We start from the raw sequence: 17,042 nt of genomic DNA on the forward strand, positions 1-17,042 counted from the left end.
CCATGACCATGTCCTTGGCCCCGGACGCGCGACCCGCACACCTGAAGTACTTCGACCCGCTGCCCGTGCCGGATGCGACGGCGCTCGGACACCTCCAGCGACTGGGTGATCTGCGCGACCCGTACGCCACGGGCCCCGCCGTCGACGAACTGTTCGCCGCCGCCGTCAACGAGGTCACCGCCTGGCACGCGGAGGGCTCGCCGTTCTACCGCCGGGTGTGGCAGGAGCACGTACGGCGGGGTGCCACGGCGCTGCGGACGGCGGACGACGCCGCCACCCTGCCGCTGATCCACGCCAACTTCTTCAAGTCCCACGAGGTGACGTCCATCCCGCCGGAACACGTCGTCGCCCATCTGACGTCCTCCGGCACCAGCGGCCAGAAGTCGCAGATGTTCTTCGACAGCTGGTCCATCGGCTCGGTGATGCGGATGGCCGCGTTCGTCCTCGACCACTACGGGTTCGTCACCCCGGATCAGCCCAACAACTACCTGCTCTACAGCTACGAGCCCACCGACCGGCTCCAGCTCGGCACCGCCTTCACCGACAACTTCCTGTGCGACCTCGCCCCGGTCAACCGCCGCGCCTTCGCCCTGCGCGCGGTCGGCGACGAGCACGTCTTCGACGCCTTCGGCTGTGTCGACACGCTGCTCCGGTACGCCGAAGAGGACGTACCCGTACGGCTGTTGGGGTTTCCCTCCTTCCTGTGGTTCACCCTCGAACGGATGCGGGCGATGGGAGTGCCCCCGCTCAACCTCCGCGCCGACTCCTTCATCTACCTGGGAGGCGGCTGGAAGGGCCACTCAGGGCGCCAGATCGGCAAACACGAGCTGTACGACCGCGTCGAGGAGCAGCTCGGTATCCCGCACCACCGCGTCCGCGACAGCTACGGGGCGGTGGAGCACGGTGTCACCTACGCCGAATGCGCCCGCCACCACCTGCACGCCCCGGTGTGGTCACGCATCTTCGCCCGCGACGTGACCACTCTGCGGCCCTTGCCGTACGGGGAGAAGGGCTATCTCCACTGCGTGGCCCCGTTCATGACGTCGGTGCCGGTGCACAGCGTCGTGATGGGCGACCTGGTGTCGATCCACCCGGGCGAGGAGTGCGGCTGCGGCCTGGACACACCGTGGTTCGAGATCCACGGCCGGGCCGGGACCAGCACCAACCGCAGCTGCGCCGTGGCCGCAGCCGAACTGCTCAACAAGGAAGCGTCATGAACGAGATGAGCCACCCGAACGGCATCGCGCACGACCACCTCTGGCAGGGCGCCTGGATCGGCGACACGGAGGCGGGCAAGCGCCTGGTGGACCTGCCGGCCCTGGTCGCCGACGAACTGACCCGGCCGCTCTCCGCCCGCCAGGTCATCGCGGCCTGCGACCGGTTGAGCACTGTGCTGGGCACACCGGAGCACCCCACCCGCACGGCTCTGGCCGACCATCTGGTGGCGGCGGGTCAGGACCTCGCCTCGGCCGAGCGGAGCCTGGCCGAGATCGCGGACTTCCTGCGCCGCGACGGCCTGGAGAGAAAGGTCGTGGCAGAGCTGGGCGGCACCGCCCCGCAGAGCCTGACGCGCACCGACTTCCGCACTCCCGTCTTCGAGTCCTGGCAGCCGGTGGGTCTGCTGACGCACATCACGGCCAGCAACGACCCGATCGTGGGGATCTTCAGCGCCGTCGAGGGGCTGCTCGCGGGCAATGTGAACGTCATCAAGGTGAGTGGCGGCGATTCACTGTTCACCCACCACCTTCTGCACGCGCTGGGCACGCTCGACCCGGACGGCCGCATCGCCGACCGGCTCATCGTCCTGCGGTTCCCCTCGTCACGCACCGACTGGCTCCGGCGTGTCTGCCAGGCGGCCGACGCGGTCGCCGCATGGGGCGGAGAAGAGGCGATAACCGGAGTCGCCGCCCACGTACCGGCGGGGTGCCGGCTCATCGCGTTCGGCCACAAGATCTCCTTCGCGTATGTGACGTCCGCGCTGTGGAGCGACGAGCAGACGCTGAGCGGCATCGCCGACAGTGTCTGCCGGCTCGACCAGCAGGCCTGCTCCAGCCCCCAGGTCGTCTACCTGGACACCGCCGACCGCGAGGAACTGTCCGCCTTCGCCCGACGTCTGGGCGACGCCCTGGACCGGCGCGCCGACGCCGCGTCCGACCCTTCCGTGCACGAACAGGCCGAGATCACCACGACGGTGCTCGTCGCGAAGACGGAGGAACACCTGGGCCTCACCCGCGTCCACGAGAGCCCCACCGGAGCCTGGCGGATCCTCGTCGACCACCGCGGCGCACTGCGCGCTTCCCCGCTGTACCGCACGGTATGGGTCAAGCCGCTACCCCGTGACGAGATCATCAGCACGCTGCGTCCCATGCGCCGCTTCCTGCAGACGGCCGGTCTCGCCGCCGCACGCGGCGACGTCCCGGGCCTCGCCGCCCGGCTGTTCACGGCCGGAGCCCTGCGCGTCACTCCCGTCGGCTCGATGCTGGACAGCTACCCCGGCGAACCGCACGACGGCCTCTACCCCCTGCAGCGCTACAGCCGTCGGGTCAGCACCCGGCTCGACGACCGCTTCACCCACGACACCTGCCTCGACGACCTGCGCCGACCCGCCGACGGCGAGCCCGTGCCCCCGCTGTGGCAACGCCCCGACCCCGCGGACCCCGTTCTGGGCAAGGCCGATGTGCAGAGGCTCAACGCCTCGATCCCGCCCGAGAAGGCCCAGCTCCATCTGGCCAGCGGCGGCAGCAGCGGAACCCCGGCCGTGTCCCTCTACACGTACGCCGACTTCCGCACACAGACGCGCCGCGCCGGCGAGGGACTGGTGGCCGCCGGCCTTGACGTACGCACCGACCGGGTGGCGAACCTCCTGTACGCGGGTGACATGTACGCCAGCTTCCTCTACGGCCATGGGCTGCTGGAGGCGGTAGACGCGGTCCAACTGCCCATCTGCGCGGGCAGTGACTACGAACGCGACGCCCGGCTCATCGTCCGGCACCGCGCCAACACCCTGCTCGCGATGCCCTCGTACCTCTGGCAGCTGTTCCAGAACGCCGGTGACGTCCTGGACGCGTACGGCGGCGTCAAGAAGATCTTCTACGGCGGCGAGCACTTCAGTGCCGAGCAGCGCGCCCAGCTCCGAGAACGCCACGGCGTCGAGCTGATCCGCTCGTTCGTGTACGGCGGGACGGACCTCGGCACCATGGGCCACCAGTGCGGACACGCCGAAGGCAGCGTCCACCACCTCTTCAGCGACCTGTTCACCCTGGAGATCCTCGAAGTCGACTCCGACCGCCCGGTCGCGCGAGGGGCCACCGGCCGCCTGGTCTTCACGCCGCACACCCGCAGCGCGCCGCCCATCACCCGCTACGAGCAGGGTGACCTGGGACGGTGGGTCGAGGGCACGTGCGACTGCGGTCGCACCACCCCCCGCTTCGAACTGCTCGGCCGCACCGGGGACGTGGTCCGAGCCGGAACGTACTTCGTCAACTACCGGCGCATCGCCCGTATCGCGGCGGAACACCTCGGGTACTGCGGCGAACTCCAGATGGTAGTGGAGGCGGCCCCGAGCCGTGAGCGGATCACCGTCAGGATGGACGAGGACGGCGTGAGCGACCCGGCGGCAGCGACCCGCACCCTGCTGGCCCACTACCCCGAACTGTACGAAGCGGTCACCGCTGAGGGGCTGCTCGACCTGTCGGTCCAAGCGGTCGCTCCTGGCGACTTCGAACGCAGCGCGGCGAGCGGGAAGTTGCGCACGGTGGTGGACCGGCGACTGCCGGGGTAAGACATCGCGGGCACCGCCGGTCCGGCGGTGCCCGCGATGCTCTGGGACCTCAGCGACTGCCCGCCCCGGCCATCTCCGGGGCTTTCGGGGTTTCCGGGGCGGCGCCGATCAGGAGCAGCGGGCCGAGGCCCTGCCGCTTCACTCCCAGCTTGCGATAGGCGCTGGAGAGGTGGAACTCCACGTTGCGGACGCTGACGCACAGGTTCTGGGCGATCTGCCGGTTCGTGGCGCCGCGTGCCGCGGCGAGGCCGATCTGGTGCTCCTGCGGGGTGAGACCGTGCGGAATGTGCGCACGGCGTCCCTTGCGCCGCCCGCCACGGATCCCGGCGAGCAGCTCCTCCCCGCGCCGCGCCAGCGGCTCGGCGCCGCACTCGGACGCCAGGGGGATCGCCTGGTCCAGGATGGCGCGGGCCTCGTCGTCGCTGCCCTCCGCGTGAACCAGCGCCGCCAGGTCCAGCAGCGCCGCGGCGTGGCCGAGGCGGTAGGGGGAGGCGGCGAGCCGCGCCACCGCGGCCTTCAGCAGTTCGTGTCCCTCGCCCGCGCCCACAGCCATGGCCAGCGCGTGCTGGGCGACGCCGATGACGCGGTCGGTCCCCCAGACGAATGCCAGGGCCAGGTCTTCCTCGGCCAGCTCACGGGCGCGCTCGCGCTGCCCGAGTGCGGTGTGGGCCGCCGCGGCCCGTGAGCGCCAGGGCAGAATCGCGGGGTTGCGCATCTGCCATGCCTCCGCCCGCCGACCGCACTCCTCCAGGTCCTCGACGGCACCCTGGGGGTCCCCTTCGGCCAGGCGCAGGCGGCCTCGTGCGTAGAGGAGGAACGTGTATTCCAGGATCTGCGGCACATCGTCCTCCGCGCTCATGTGGCGGGAGAGGAGTTCGCGGGCCTCGCCCATCCGTCCGAGCGAGACGAGGACGTCGGTGAGCCAGACGGCGCAGGTGACGGCGCAGTGGTCGCGGCGCACATCGATGCCGTAGTCCTCGAACGACTTCAGAGCGGTGGAGAAACGCCGGGCCGCCTCGTGCAGGTCTCCCGAGTGGGTGGCTTTCAGGCCGTGGGCCATCTCCATGATGGCGACGGCGCGGGGCCACCCGCTGCCCTGGGCGATGCGGTCGGTGACGGCGTACACCTCGTCGATGGCGGCCGAGGCGTCGGTGCGGGCCAGGGCGAACAACGTGTAGTAGGAGGGCGGGCGGAAGAAGTTCTGGTCGGCGCCGAGGATCGCCCCACGTGCGCAGCGCACCACCTTCTCGCGGTCCTCCCCGCGCCAGGCCGTCATGGTGGCGAGCATCCCCTGCTGGTGGCGGCGCACATCGAGGTCGCCGCGGGCCGGCCGGGCCATGCGCTCCGCTCGACGCCAGGCGGTGGACACGGTCGGCAGCCGCAGGAACGCCGGCATCATGGCCGCCGCCTCCAGCCGCCAGGCGAGGTCGCGGTCCTCGCCGCCGAGGTCGGCGAGGACGGTGTCCGCGATCTGCGAGGCCTCCTCGTGGGCCGAGAGCATGCACAGCGCGGGCACGAGCTTGAGCGCCGCCTGTGCCGCCTGGCGGGCGTCGGTGGCGGCCGCCAGCGCCTCCCGCAGATGAGCGATGCTGTCGTGCGGTGCGTACGACAGCTCGGCGCTGCCGAGGTCGCACAGCACGGCGCTGTGCTCGTCCGGCGACAGCGGCTGCTTGAGGGCGTGGCGCAGATAGGTGGCAGCGACGTCCGGGGCGCCGCGGCCCGCCGCGAGCTTGGCCGCGCGACGCAGCTCCTCGCACGCCCAGGGTGCGGCGGAGGAACGGGAACGCAGGAGATGGGCGGCGACCTGCTCGGACGGGGCGTGTGCGGCGCGGAGCAGGTGCGCGGCCCGGCCGTGCGCGGTGATGCGCGCGCCCATCGGGATGCTCTCCAGGACGGCGTTGCGCACGAAGGAGTGGGAGAAGCCGAGCGGGTGGGAGTTGGGCACCACGGACATCGCCGCGAGGGCGTCCAGGGCGCGCGCGGCGTGGGCCGGTGCCAGGCCCGCGAGGTCGGCCGCGACGTCGAACTCGGCACCGTCGCCGAGGACGGCCACGGCGTGTGCCAGGGCTTCGGTGTCGGGACGGGCCCGGAACCGTGCGCGCAGCCGTGCCGCCACCGCGGGGGAGCCGAGTCGGCGCACCTCGTCGGGGCCGAGCTGCTCCGCGGGGGTGCCCGACTGACCGAGTACGCGCAGCAGCTCGGCCAGCAAGAAGGGGTTACCCCGGGTTACCTCGGTGCAGGCCGCGACCACGTCCGCGCCCGTACGCCCCAGCGACCTGTGCACGACCTCCGCCACGGTCTCGTCGCTCATGGGGGCGAGCCGCAGTTCACGGGCCTGGCTGCTCAGGGCGAGGAGGGGCTCCTCCGCGTAGGGCTGCTCACCGTCCGTGGTGGACAGGAGCAGCGTGATGGGGCGGCCGACGAGCCGGTGCGCCGCGTAGGAGAGGAAGCGCATCGAGGGGGCGTCGGCGGCGTGGGCGTCGTCGACGACGAGGAGGAGGGGCGAGCGCTCGGCGAGCTTGGTGATCAGCCGGTACAGGGCGTGGTGCGTCGCGTACGTACTGGTAGGGGGCGCGTCGAACGACGCCTCGTCCACCACGAGCCGCGCCGGCGGGCCGGCCAGGTCCAGCAGCGACTGACGGGTGGGCTCGTCGGTCTTCGCGAGGAGGTCGCCGAACATCTGGCGCACCACCCCGAAGGGGAAATCCCGCTCCAGCGGAGCACCGCACGCGCTGCCCACGAGGACGGGGACGCCGAAGCCCGCGCCGGTGAGGGCCCGGATCAGCGACGTCTTGCCGATGCCCGACTCGCCGACGAGGTGGACCAGCGCCGGGTGGCCGGCGGCCGAGGCGCGCACGGTCTCACACAGTGTGTGCAGTTCCCCCGCGCGTCCTGCGAGGGGGAGCGTGTCATACCGGTGTTCTGTCGCCGTATAACCACCTGTGTGCGACATACGGGAGCTGCCTTTCGTCGCCGGGAGGAGAGCGGGATGGCCGGGAGGGCGGCAGGCTGCGAGCACCCGGGGAGGCGGGCGGCGGTGCCTGAGGTGTGGGGAGGGACCGCCGATGAGGGGCCGTGCCGGGATGCGTACGGCGCTGCGGGGCCACGGAAACAACCATGGCCCGGGCCCGCCCGCCGACGGACCCCTCCCGTGTCGGCCCCTGCCCCCGCCACCCGGTGGGGGTAGTGCCCCGCACCTCACGGGGCGCCGTGGGCGCGGGCGCCCTAGAGTCGGGTACGTGGGATCGGAACGGGAAGATCGGGCGATCCGCGTAGTGGTCGTCGACGACGAACAGCTCGTTCGCTCGGGCCTGCGGATGATCTTGGGTGCGGCACCGGACATCGAGGTGGTCGCGGACTGCGCCGGTGGCCAGGCGGTGGACACCGTCCTCGCGCAGCGGCCCGACGTCGTGATGCTGGACATCCGGATGCCGGACGTGGACGGGCTGACCGTACTGAACCAGCTCGCCGCCGCTCTGGGGGAGCGGCTACCCGCTGTCACCATGCTCACCACGTTCGACACCGACGAGTACCTCGCCACCGCGCTCCGCGCCGGCGCGTCCGGCTTCCTGCTCAAGGACACCGAGCCCGAGCAGCTCGCCCAGGCCGTCCGTGTGCTGGCCGCCGGAGGAAGCACCCTGGACCCCACGGTGGCCCGTACGGTGATCGGTGGCTATGTGGACGGGACCGATGGCGCCCAGCCGGCGAAGCGGGCGGTGGAAGGACTCACCGACCGGGAGCGGGAGGTACTCGTGCTGCTCGGGCAGGGGCTCTCGAACGCGGAGATCGCGGCCCGCCTCCACCTCGCGCACGGCACCGTCAAGGACCACGTGAGCGCGCTGCTCGGGAAACTGGGCGGCCTCAACCGCGTACAAGCGGCCGTCATCGCCGAGCGGGCCGGGCTGGTGGAGAACCGCACGGACGAGCCCCGGCATCCCGTATGACGCTCACTCCGGCACAGTGGCGCCTGTTGTGCCTCCTCGGACCGGTGATCCTGGGCGTGGGCGACACCTTCATCTCGGACGTCCCGCTGAGCGCTGTCGAGCGGACGCTCTCGGTGGGGGCCGGGCTGGCGCTGATCTTCCGGCTGCGGCTGCCGGTCACCACGCTGCTCGTCACCCTGCCCGGTGTGTACATGGGCAGCGCCTGGCTGGCAGGGCTGATCGCCCTGTACACCATCAGCCGCCTCAGACCGGACCGTCTGCTGCTCACGACGTGCGCCCTGCTGGTGACGGCCGTGGAGGTCCTGCCCCACCCACTGGGAGCGGCAGAGCTGCGGGGCAGGCTCGCCGACCTGGTCTGGGTGGAGAAGGTGCTGGGGTCGCCCATCGCCGCGATCGCCCTGGGGCGGGCGGTCGCGTTGCGCCACGAGCTCGCGGCGCGGCTGAGGGAACTCACCGAAGGGCGAAGCAGGGAGGACCACCTGCTGGCCGAGCGGGTGCTCGCCACGGAGCGCGCTCAGCTGGCCCGTGAGATGCACGATGTCGTGGCCCACCAGGTGAGCCTCATCAGCCTGCAGGCCGGCGCGCTGCGTATGAGTACCACGGACACCGCGTCGCGGGAGACCGCCGACACCATTCGCATGCTCTCCGTCAGGACCCTGGAGGAACTGCGCCACATGGTCGGCGTGCTGCGCGCCGCGGGCGGCGGCCCCGTGGAGCGCAGACCACAGCCCCGGCTGTCGGACCTGCCCCGGCTCATCGGCGAGAGCACCCTCGACGTCGATGCCGACATCGACTACGAGGAGTGCACCGCCTGTCCGGAAGGCGTGGAGAGAGCGGCGTTCCGGATCGTCCAAGAAGCCCTGACCAACGTCCGCAAACACGCCCCTGGAGCCAAGGTCCGCATCCGTCTGCGGTGTGCGGGCCACGAGCTGCGGGTGGAGATCCGCAATGCCGCGGCCGCCCCCGGGGCCGCCCCGTTGGACCTGCCCAGCGGCGGGCACGGCCTGATCGGCCTCAGCGAGCGTGTCTACCTGCTGGGGGGTTTCTTCAGCGCGGGCGCGGATGACGCCGGTGGCTTTTCGGTCAGCGCCACCATCCCGACGGCGACGGGACAGTCCTGACCGCACACCCCGTCCCATGCGCCGGGGAGGGAGTTTGGATCCTTACGTTCGTTCCGTCAGCAACCCCGCCAACTGGTCCGCGAATTCGGTGAACCGGTCCAGCATGGGCCCGTTGCGGGCGATGCGGAATCCGTGGCGGCGGCCCCGGAACGCGGTCTGGACGGCGTGGAACTGGGCCCACCGCCGGGTGCGTTCGCGGTCGAGTTCCGCCGCCTCGGCGAAGACGTCGAGGCCGTCGGTCAGGGCGTACGAAGTACGCTGACCGCGTGACCACGCACAAGAGTGTTGATGTGAGTGTTGACGCGATGATCGAGGACCTCAGGACACTCGTCGAAGTCGAGTCTCCCTCGCGCGATGTCGATGCCTTGACGGCGTCGGCCAAAACCGTCGCCGGAGTCATCGAGAGCCGCCTCGGCGGGAAGGCCGTCCTCGTCGAGAGCGCGGCCGGGCCGCACGTCCACTGGTCGGGCGGTGGCGATCCCCGCGTACTGATCCTCGGTCACCATGACACGGTGTTCCCCCTAGGCACGCTTGCCCGCCGCCCGTTCCGGGTCGAGGACGGGCAAGTGACCGGCCCGGGTGTGTTCGACATGCTGGGCGGTTTGGTGCAGGCCATTCATGGGCTGGCGGCGCTCGACGACCTGTCCGGCGTCGAGATCCTGGTGACCGCCGACGAGGAGGTCGGCTCCCGTTCCTCTCGGGCCCTCATCGAAGAACGAGCCCTGGCCTGCGGCGCCGTACTCGTCTTCGAGGGCGCCGCTGACGGCGGAGGTCTGAAGACCGGCCGCAAGGGCTGCGGCACGTTCCGGGTCTCGATCGCGGGCCGGGCGTCGCACGCCGGACTCGAACCCGAGGCCGGGGTCAACGCCCTGGTCGAAGCGGCACACCAAGTGCTGCACATCGCGGCGCTCGGTCGCCCCGAGATCGGCACGACCGTCACCCCGACCGTCGCGTCCGCGGGAACCCTGGACAACGTCGTTCCCGCCGAGGCGACCGTCGTCGTCGACGTCCGGGTCGAGTCGGCCGAAGAGAAGGAACGTATCGAATCGGCGTTCGCGGCTCTGGCTCCGCACCTCGACGAGGCGGAGATCGCGGTTGAGGGGGGCGTCGGCCGGCCCCCGATGCCCGAGTCGGCATCGGCCGAACTCTTCGCGGTGGCGAAGACGTTGCATCCGGAGATCGAGGGTGTGGCGGTGGGCGGTGGCAGCGACGGCAACTTCACGGCCGCACTGGGGGTGCCGACGCTTGACGGCCTGGGGGCGGTCGGGGGCGGGGCCCATGCCGACCACGAGTATGTGGTGGTCGAGGCGATGGCCGAGCGGGCGAACCTTGTCACGGGGCTGGTGAAGGCGATTCGGAGCGCCTAGCGGGAGGGCGACGCAGCCTGGGCGAGGGAGGTCGGAGGTAAAGGGAAGGTCAACGTCCACTTATGATGTGGGCGACCTTGTCTTACTTGTCTGATTTCTTGAGAAACCGGGGGAACAACATGAAGTTGACCCGCATGTCGACTCTTGTCGTATCCGCTGCCATCGCGCCGGCCGTTCTGCTCGCCTCTCCGGCGTTCGCCGCCGGCACCGCCAAGGCTCATGTCGTCTCGGGGCCGGGTGCGGGTGCGAAGGCCTCTGCTCGGACTCCTGAACAGCAGGAGAAGGACGACCGGTTCGAGATCCTCCGGCTGATGGGGGCCAAGGACGCGGGCCCCGGCCTCAAGGCGGCCGGGAGCAAGGCGCTCGACGGAGGGGCGGCGGCGATGCGCCACTTCCTTGAGGTCGACCAGTTCACCGCGCGCGACGCGGACAACGAGGTGCTGATCTCGAAGATCATCAACAAGGGCGGCCCCGGGGTACGGGAATGGGGCAAGAAGGCGCTTGAGGGCACTCCTCAGGACCGCGTGAGGTTCCTTGAGGAGGGCCAGTTCATCGCCCGCTTCGACGATGACCGAGTGCGTACCGCGCAGATCTTCAGCGCGGGCGGACCGTCGGTCCGGGAGGCCGCGCGCAAGGCACTGCGTGAGGACACCCCCGAGGCGATCAAGCGGTTCCTCGAAGTGGACCAGTTCGAGGCCCGCGCCATCGACAACCGCGTCCTGGTCAGCAAAATCATCAACGACGGCGGCCCGGCGGTGAAGGCGGCCGGGAAGAAGGCGCTCAGGGGTACGCCCGAGGACGTCCAGGCCTTCCTCGACAAGGGGCAGTTCGAGGCGCGCAAGAAGGACGAGGCCGACGCCGCCGCGGGGAAGAGCAAGCCGACTCCGAAGCCGAAGCCGAAGCCGGAAACGGGCAGGACCGGCGACGACAAGGGCGGCAAGCCGGCCCCGGGCGACGAGAAGAAGACGGGCGGCGCCGAGCCCGCCGCGGCGAAGCCGTCGCAGCACAAGACCACGGCCGACGACGGCAGCACCGCCCTCGCCTCCACCGGCGCCGGTTCCGTACTGCCGTGGGCGGCGGGCGGCACCGCTCTCGCACTCGTCGGAGGGGCGGGCCTGCTCATCACGGCCCGGCGTCGCCGGTCGGCCGAGGGATAGCGGCACCCGGTATTCGCGCGGCCCCATGCCACGCCAACAGGCTTGGGCATGGGGCCGAATGGCGTTGCACCGGCCTGTGACCAGCCACTAAGGTCCATGAGATGACTGCCGGGTCGGCCTTGGGCCATGCACGAGTGGGGTTCCCGGCCTCGGCGTGAGCACGAGGCGGCCAAGAGGCCCGCCTTTCTCCGCGTCTTCCTGTCCGGTGCCCGCGCACGGCGCCGTATCCCAGCGGATCCCGAGGATTCGCAGACTCGGAAACGCCCCGGAGAACCTCACTGATGTCGCACGACCAGTACCACCCGCACTCCTCACCGCGAGGGACAGGAGCTTCATCCGTGGACAGCATGGAGATCGATGCGGGGTTGGTGCGATCCCTCCTGCACGCGCAGCATCCGGACCTTGCCGGGCTCAGCCTGCGTCCGGTGGAGGGCGGCTGGGACAACCAACTGTGGCGGCTCGGCGACGAGTTGGCCGTACGGATGCCGCGCACGGCACGCGCGCCGGGACTCCTCCGCAAGGAGTATGAGTGGCTGCCCCTGCTGGCTCCGGGCCTTCCGCTCCCGGTTCCGACCCCGTTGCGGCTCGGTGAGCCGTCGGCCCTGTTCCCGGCGGTCTGGACCGTTGCGAGATGGGTTCCCGGCGAGCCGGGTGACCGTGCCCCGATCACCGAGGGCCGCCGTGCGGCCGACACTTTGGCGGGCTTCCTGAAGGCACTCCACAGGAACGCGCCCGCCGGGGCGCCGACCAACCCGATGCGCGCCGTTCCGCTCACCTCGCTCACGCACCCTTTCGAGGAGCAGTTCCAAGCCGTCGCCTCCCGCGTTCCCGTCGAGATCCGGGATGTGTGGGAGGAGGTGGTATCGGCTCCCGACCGGGAGGGCCCGCCGGTATGGGTCCACGGGGACCTTCATCCTGCGAACGTCGCCGTCTCGGACGGGACGCTCGCAGGCGTGTTCGACTTCGGCGAGCTCTGCGCCGGTGACCCGGCGACGGATCTCGCAGCCGCGTGGCTGCTTCTTCCGTCGGGCTCGGCTGCGCGGTTCTTCGAGACGTACGCCGATGCGGACGAGGCGATGATCCGGCGGGCGCGCGGCTGGGCTGTGCTGCGAGGCCTCTCCCTCGTAGGTATCGGGCAGGCTTGGGAGCGGGGACTGCCCGGCGGAAAGCAGACATGGGGACCGGCAGGCCGAGCGGCGCTGGATCGGGTTCTGGCCTCCAGCTGAGAGGTCGCCCCCGCGCGGAGGTATGCGGCCTCACTGAAAGCCCGTTGAGATGCGGCCGTACGTCGGGGAGACTCCGTGGCCATGGAGTTCTTCTGCTACCACCGCGATCGGCCCGATTCCGTCAAACTGCGCGAGGACCTGCTGGAAGCCCACTGGTCCTACATGGACGGGTACGCGAAGGAGCTGATCGCCCGCGGCCCGACCTTCGGCGACGACGGTGAGACGCCCAGCGGAAGCGTACACATCGTCGGCCTGCCGGATCCGGCCGCGGCCCGCGCGTTCGCCTTCGACGAGCCCAACTACCAGGCAGGAGCGTACCGGGACGTACTGGTACGACGGTGGCGCAACCTGCTGGGGCGCACCATGTGGGACTTCCCCGGCGGCCGCGACGGTGGCAACCGCTACCTGGTGCTCGGCCTCGGCTCGGGGGAGCCCGCCGACCTCGTCGTGCCGCCGGACCGGGACGACCTGATCGCGTACGGGCCGCTGCTGTCCGACGACGCGGCCACCTGGGTGGGTACGGCGGCGCTGGTCCGGGCCCCGGACCCGGACACGGCACGCGCCGTACTCACCCCGGAACGGTATGCCGACATCGAGGTCCACGACTGGCAGTTCGGCGGGCGGCGGTAGCGAGGCACGGGCGCGGACGCGGTACGCCGACAGGGGTTGGCGGGTGGCGCAAGGTGGGGACCTGGGCCACGGCTGCCGACGGGGCCCGGCGGATGTGCACCGAGTGCGCACGGCGTTCGCGCCCGTGGTGATGGCTCGGCGGCATCACCGCTCGGCCTCATATCCCCCTGGCGCCGTCGATCCGCTCGCGGAGCAGGTCGGCGTGCCCGTTGTGGCGCGCGTATTCCTCGATCATGTGGATGAGCACCCACCGCAGCGACACCGTCCCGCGCCACGCGTCGTCCTCACCCTCGACGTCGAGGTGCGGAGCCTGTCGTGCGAAGTCGTCGGCGTACGCGACCTCGTCCCGCCAGGTCTGCCACGCCTCCGCGATCGCCTCCGGGCTTTCGGACACGGCGTCGTCGAAGTCACCGTCGGGGTTCTCGGCGGAGGAGAAGAGGAGTGGAACATCCTGCCCGGCCAGCACCTGGCGGAACCAGCGGCGCTCCACATCCGCGAGGTGCCGGACCAGGCCGAGCAGGGAGAGCGTGGACGGTTCGACGGCCCGCGACGACAACTCCGCCTCAAGGCCCGCACACTTCAGCTCCAGGGTCGCGCGCTGATCCCCCAGGAAGCCGAGGAGCATGCGCCGCTCATCACCGGTCGCAGGTCCGTTGAACCGACGCTCAGGTCCGTCTCCGTCCGCGGCAAACAGCTCGGCTCTTCTGGTTGAGGTAGTCATGCTCGCAATCATCACCCCTGGGCGTGGAGCGGCGGTTGCCGCCCCCACCGACCTCTGGGACGGCCGGTGTTCCTCCCTCACCACCATGGTCTGTTGACCCTCACACCGTGTCAGGCGCTGAACTCGGAGACATCATGTTCACCATCGGAGACTTCGCCCGGCACGGTCGTGTCTCGGTCCGGATGCTGCGTCACTACGACGCGACCGGCCTGCTGCGGCCCGCCCATGTCGACCCTGCCAGCGGCTATCGCTACTACACGGCCGCCCAACTGGCGCGCCTCAACCGTGTCATCGCGCTCAAGGACCTCGGGTTCACCCTTCAGCAGGTCCAGGAGATCCTGGACGGGAAGGTCACCACCGAGGAGCTGCGCGGCATGCTGCGGCTGCGGCAGGCCGAGTTGGAGGCCGCGATGGCCGCTGCGGCGGCGCGGTTGGTGCAGGTCGAGGCGAGGCTCCGGTCGATCGAGAGCGAGGGGCACATGCCCACGAACGACGTTGTCATCAAGACCGTCCCCGCGGTCCGGGTGGCGGAGCTGACCGCGACCGCCGCGAGCTTCGAGCCGCAGGACATCAGCTCGGTCATCGGGCCGCTCTACGACGAGCTGTTCCGGCGCCTGGGCGAGGCGGGCGTCACGCCGACGGGGCCGGGTGTCGCCTATTACGAGGACGCCGCGGAGGGCGACGGCAGGATCATCGTCCACGCCGGCGTCCAGGTCGCGGCGCCGCTCCAGGACGGCGCCTTCAGGGTGCTCGACCTGCCGCCCGTCGACCGGGCGGCGACGATCGTGCACCGCGGCTCGATGGACGCGGTGCTGCCCACGGCGCAGACCCTGGCCCATTGGATCGACGGCAACGGCTACCGCTCGGCCGGCTACCCCAGGGAGATCAACCTGGAGTGCCCGGACAACCGCGACGAGTGGGTGACCGAACTGCAGACGCCGGTCGACAGGCCCCTGGCGCCGAAGGAATGATCGCTTTTCCAGTGACAGAGGGCCGTGCCGAAGGGGCGCGGCCCTCGCCCGAGTTCTCCGTCAAGGGGCGGGGCGGTAGCGGGCGAGGAACATGTCCACGCCGCCGGTGATCAGCCGTTGGGTGAGGTCGGGGTCGGGTGCGGCGCCGGCCGAGCCGTACGCGATGTGCGGCATCAGGACCAGGCCGGAGAGCTGGATGGCCGCCAACTCGATGTCGTCGACGGCGAGTTCGCCGCGCTCGACGAGTGAGGTGAGCGCGGCGCGGACGATGAGGTGGAAGCGTTCGGGGCCCTGCTCCTGCCAGGTGCGGCCCAGGTCGGGCAGTTGCGGCATGGAGCCCATGACGGCGTTGTGGAGTGCGAGCACCTCGGGGGTGGCGTGGCCGGCCACCCAGGCCTCGCAGATCGCGACGAGGTCGGCGCGTACGTCGGTGGAGGAGCCGAGGCGTTCCTCGATCAGCCTGGTCGATTCCGCGAGCGCGGCGTCGAGGACGTCGCCGACGATCGCCGTGAAGAGGGCTTCCTTGCTGCCGAAGTGGTTGTAGACGGTGACCTTCGCGACGCCCGCTTCGGCGGCGATGGTGTCCATACCCACGCTGTAGCCGTCCCGCAGGAACGCCTCGGTTGCTGCCGCCACGATCGCCTTGCGTTTGGCCGCGGCCCGGTCGCCCGAGGGGATCCGCTTGGGGGCCCGTTCGCTTGCGCGCACTCTCGCCGTCTCCTTATGTCGCCTCGCACCGCAGTCTAGACAGTGCTGAACCGGTCCGTTGAGTTCAGTTCAACTGAACCGTTGAGTACAGGTGAACTGTACTGTATGGTTCAGTTAATCGAAGGCGGGGCTTCCCGCCGCCGCTTCCCCTTCCTTGCCGTGCAGAGGAGTTCGTCACCATGACCACGACTGCTTGGGTCGCAGGCTTCCGTTCCGCCGTGCTCAGCCCGCACGAGACCATCCAGATCAAGCCGTCCCGTGGCTTCCGCGACCAGACGCTGCGTCAGATCCTGCACCTCGACGGCGGCGGCGAGGCCGTACGGGTCCAGCTCAGCAACGAGTACGGCAAGGAGCCGCTGGTCATAGCCGCCGCTCGGGTCGCGCTCCGAGCCGAGCGCGGCGACGCTGTCGATGCCGCCGCCGACACCGCCCTCCTGCCCGGGACCGACAGGCCGCTGCGCTTCGGCGGTGCGGACGAGGTGACCGTCCCGGTCGGTGAGGTGGTCCAGAGCGACCCCGTGGACCTGGCGGTGAGCGCCGGCATCGACCTCGTACTGAGTCTGTACCTGCCCGAGGACACCGGGTTGGCGACGTTCGCCCACACCGCGTCGCAGAATGCCTACGCGGTGTCCGGGGACCATGTCTCGGCGGGTGTGCTGGACGGCGCCGAGGAAGTGGACAGCCGCTTCTACGTCACCGGTGTCGACGTCCTGGCCCCTCGGGGCACCGCGATCGCCGTCGCGTTCGGCGACTCCTGGTTCGAGGGTACGGGCACCTCGACGGGCGCCAACCACCGCTTCCCCAACCACCTCAACCGCCGTATCGCCCGGGGTTGGGTGGTCAACCAGGGCATCGGCGGCAACCGGCTGCTGACCGACGAGGTCGGCCCGCACGGTCTGGCCCGCTTCGACCGCGACGTCCTCGGCGTGCCCGGCGCCACCCACGTGCTCTTCCACTTCGGCCTCAACGACCTCGGGCTGCCCGGCATGACCGGCGAGCCGCCCGCCACCGCCGAGGACCTGATCGCGGGCTACACCGCGCTCGCCGCGAAGGCCCGCACCGCGGGGCTGACCACCATCGGCATGACCATGGGCCCGTACGCCGGCACGATCTACCCCGGGGTCGACAGCCCCGAAGGCCGGGCGATCCGCCGTCAGGTCAACGACTGGATCCGCACGTCGACCGTCTTCGACGCGGTCGTCGACATCGCCGCCGCGGTCCAGGACCCGGACGCACCGGACTTCATCCGCCCCGATCTCGACAGCGGAGACCACCTCCACCTCAACGACGAGGGTGCTCGCAGGATGGCCGACGCGGTCGACCTCGCCCACCTGGGACTGTGACGGCGTACGTTGCCCCGCCCCTCGGGCCGGGGCCTCGGCAGCCTCGGCGCCGGACGAAAACACGGTGTCGCGG

13 protein-coding genes and 1 pseudogene are annotated in these 17,042 nt (G+C 70.8%); 10 read left to right on the forward strand and 4 right to left on the reverse strand.

Annotation, left to right across the window (positions count from 1 at the left end; all coding sequences use genetic code 11):
- Positions 1 to 2 precede the first annotated feature (2 nt).
- Together OG965_RS36285 and OG965_RS36290 are read left to right on the forward strand one after the other, a co-directional pair.
- Positions 3 to 1,217 carry an acyl-protein synthase gene (locus OG965_RS36285; protein ID WP_371656320.1) on the forward strand — a complete coding sequence of 405 codons (1,215 nt, stop codon included), beginning with the start codon at positions 3 to 5 and terminating at the stop codon, positions 1,215 to 1,217.
- Positions 1,214 to 3,781, forward strand: coding sequence for an acyl-CoA reductase (locus OG965_RS36290; protein ID WP_371656321.1), 2,568 nt, complete (start codon positions 1,214 to 1,216; stop codon positions 3,779 to 3,781). Before OG965_RS36285 ends, OG965_RS36290 begins: the two co-directional genes overlap by 4 nt.
- Before the next feature lie 49 nt (positions 3,782 to 3,830).
- On the opposite strand, the gene OG965_RS36295 is transcribed toward OG965_RS36290, so the two are convergent.
- Positions 3,831 to 7,124: an AAA family ATPase gene (locus tag OG965_RS36295; protein WP_371656322.1), complete on the reverse strand. Its 3,294-nt coding sequence runs from the start codon at positions 7,122 to 7,124 to the stop codon at positions 3,831 to 3,833.
- On the opposite strand from OG965_RS36295, the gene OG965_RS36300 reads away from it, so the two are divergent.
- Positions 7,021 to 7,725, forward strand: coding sequence for a response regulator (locus tag OG965_RS36300; RefSeq protein WP_371656323.1), 705 nt, complete (start codon positions 7,021 to 7,023; stop codon positions 7,723 to 7,725). The two genes, OG965_RS36295 and OG965_RS36300, sit on opposite strands and share 104 nt — an antisense overlap.
- Positions 7,722 to 8,846, forward strand: a complete 1,125-nt coding sequence (locus tag OG965_RS36305; RefSeq protein WP_371656324.1) for a sensor histidine kinase — start codon at positions 7,722 to 7,724, stop codon at positions 8,844 to 8,846. Before OG965_RS36300 ends, OG965_RS36305 begins: the two co-directional genes overlap by 4 nt.
- 42 nt (positions 8,847 to 8,888) lie before the next feature.
- Here OG965_RS36305 and OG965_RS36310 read toward each other — a convergent pair.
- Positions 8,889 to 9,077 (reverse strand): annotated as a pseudogene (locus OG965_RS36310) (kinase); the annotation flags it as partial.
- Positions 9,078 to 9,151: 74 nt separating this feature from the next.
- On the opposite strand from OG965_RS36310, the gene OG965_RS36315 reads away from it, so the two are divergent.
- The 4 genes from OG965_RS36315 (at position 9,152) to OG965_RS36330 (ending at position 13,226) form a co-directional block, all read left to right on the forward strand.
- On the forward strand, positions 9,152 to 10,213 hold the full coding sequence (locus tag OG965_RS36315) for a M20 family metallopeptidase (RefSeq protein WP_371657155.1): 1,062 nt from the start codon (positions 9,152 to 9,154) through the stop codon (positions 10,211 to 10,213).
- Between the two features lie 134 nt (positions 10,214 to 10,347).
- Positions 10,348 to 11,370 (forward strand): hypothetical protein, encoded by a 1,023-nt coding sequence (locus tag OG965_RS36320; protein WP_371656325.1) that lies wholly within the window; start codon positions 10,348 to 10,350, stop codon positions 11,368 to 11,370.
- Between the two features lie 347 nt (positions 11,371 to 11,717).
- Complete coding sequence (locus OG965_RS36325; protein ID WP_371657156.1) at positions 11,718 to 12,596, forward strand: aminoglycoside phosphotransferase family protein; 879 nt, start codon at positions 11,718 to 11,720, stop codon at positions 12,594 to 12,596.
- 81 nt (positions 12,597 to 12,677) lie between these two features.
- A complete protein-coding gene (locus OG965_RS36330; RefSeq protein ID WP_371657157.1) occupies positions 12,678 to 13,226 on the forward strand; it encodes a YciI family protein in 549 nt (182 codons plus the stop codon).
- Positions 13,227 to 13,383: 157 nt separating this feature from the next.
- On the opposite strand, the gene OG965_RS36335 is transcribed toward OG965_RS36330, so the two are convergent.
- Positions 13,384 to 13,947 (reverse strand): DinB family protein, encoded by a 564-nt coding sequence (locus tag OG965_RS36335; protein WP_371656326.1) that lies wholly within the window; start codon positions 13,945 to 13,947, stop codon positions 13,384 to 13,386.
- Positions 13,948 to 14,081: 134 nt separating this feature from the next.
- Between OG965_RS36335 and OG965_RS36340 the strand changes: the two genes are divergently transcribed.
- Positions 14,082 to 14,918 (forward strand): MerR family transcriptional regulator, encoded by an 837-nt coding sequence (locus OG965_RS36340; protein WP_371656327.1) that lies wholly within the window; start codon positions 14,082 to 14,084, stop codon positions 14,916 to 14,918.
- Between the two features lie 60 nt (positions 14,919 to 14,978).
- Here OG965_RS36340 and OG965_RS36345 read toward each other — a convergent pair whose 3' ends face one another.
- Positions 14,979 to 15,626, reverse strand: a complete 648-nt coding sequence (locus OG965_RS36345; RefSeq protein WP_371656328.1) for a TetR/AcrR family transcriptional regulator — start codon at positions 15,624 to 15,626, stop codon at positions 14,979 to 14,981.
- Positions 15,627 to 15,805: 179 nt separating this feature from the next.
- Between OG965_RS36345 and OG965_RS36350 the strand changes: the two genes are divergently transcribed.
- Complete coding sequence (locus OG965_RS36350; RefSeq protein WP_371656329.1) at positions 15,806 to 16,969, forward strand: SGNH/GDSL hydrolase family protein; 1,164 nt, start codon at positions 15,806 to 15,808, stop codon at positions 16,967 to 16,969.
- Positions 16,970 to 17,042 lie beyond the last annotated feature (73 nt).

Source organism: Streptomyces sp. NBC_00224 (assembly GCF_041435195.1).
In the GTDB taxonomy this organism is placed as follows: Bacteria; Actinomycetota; Actinomycetes; order Streptomycetales; family Streptomycetaceae; genus Streptomyces.

What these genes read in the sequence shown, in the direction of transcription:
- OG965_RS36285 (WP_371656320.1), top strand. Translation starts at nt 3, where the DNA reads ATGACCATGTCCTTGGCCCCGGACGCGCGACCCGCACACCTGAAGTAC.
- OG965_RS36290 (WP_371656321.1), top strand. Translation starts at nt 1,214, where the DNA reads ATGAACGAGATGAGCCACCCGAACGGCATCGCGCACGACCACCTCTGG.
- OG965_RS36295 (WP_371656322.1), bottom strand. Translation starts at nt 7,124, where the DNA reads ATGTCCGGTGCCGCACCCAAGATCATCCGCAGGCCCGAGCGAACGAGC.
- OG965_RS36305 (WP_371656324.1), top strand. Translation starts at nt 7,722, where the DNA reads ATGACGCTCACTCCGGCACAGTGGCGCCTGTTGTGCCTCCTCGGACCG.
- OG965_RS36315 (WP_371657155.1), top strand. Translation starts at nt 9,152, where the DNA reads ATGATCGAGGACCTCAGGACACTCGTCGAAGTCGAGTCTCCCTCGCGC.
- OG965_RS36320 (WP_371656325.1), top strand. Translation starts at nt 10,348, where the DNA reads ATGTCGACTCTTGTCGTATCCGCTGCCATCGCGCCGGCCGTTCTGCTC.
- OG965_RS36325 (WP_371657156.1), top strand. Translation starts at nt 11,718, where the DNA reads ATGGAGATCGATGCGGGGTTGGTGCGATCCCTCCTGCACGCGCAGCAT.
- OG965_RS36330 (WP_371657157.1), top strand. Translation starts at nt 12,678, where the DNA reads ATGGAGTTCTTCTGCTACCACCGCGATCGGCCCGATTCCGTCAAACTG.
- OG965_RS36335 (WP_371656326.1), bottom strand. Translation starts at nt 13,947, where the DNA reads ATGACTACCTCAACCAGAAGAGCCGAGCTGTTTGCCGCGGACGGAGAC.
- OG965_RS36340 (WP_371656327.1), top strand. Translation starts at nt 14,082, where the DNA reads ATGTTCACCATCGGAGACTTCGCCCGGCACGGTCGTGTCTCGGTCCGG.
- OG965_RS36350 (WP_371656329.1), top strand. Translation starts at nt 15,806, where the DNA reads ATGACCACGACTGCTTGGGTCGCAGGCTTCCGTTCCGCCGTGCTCAGC.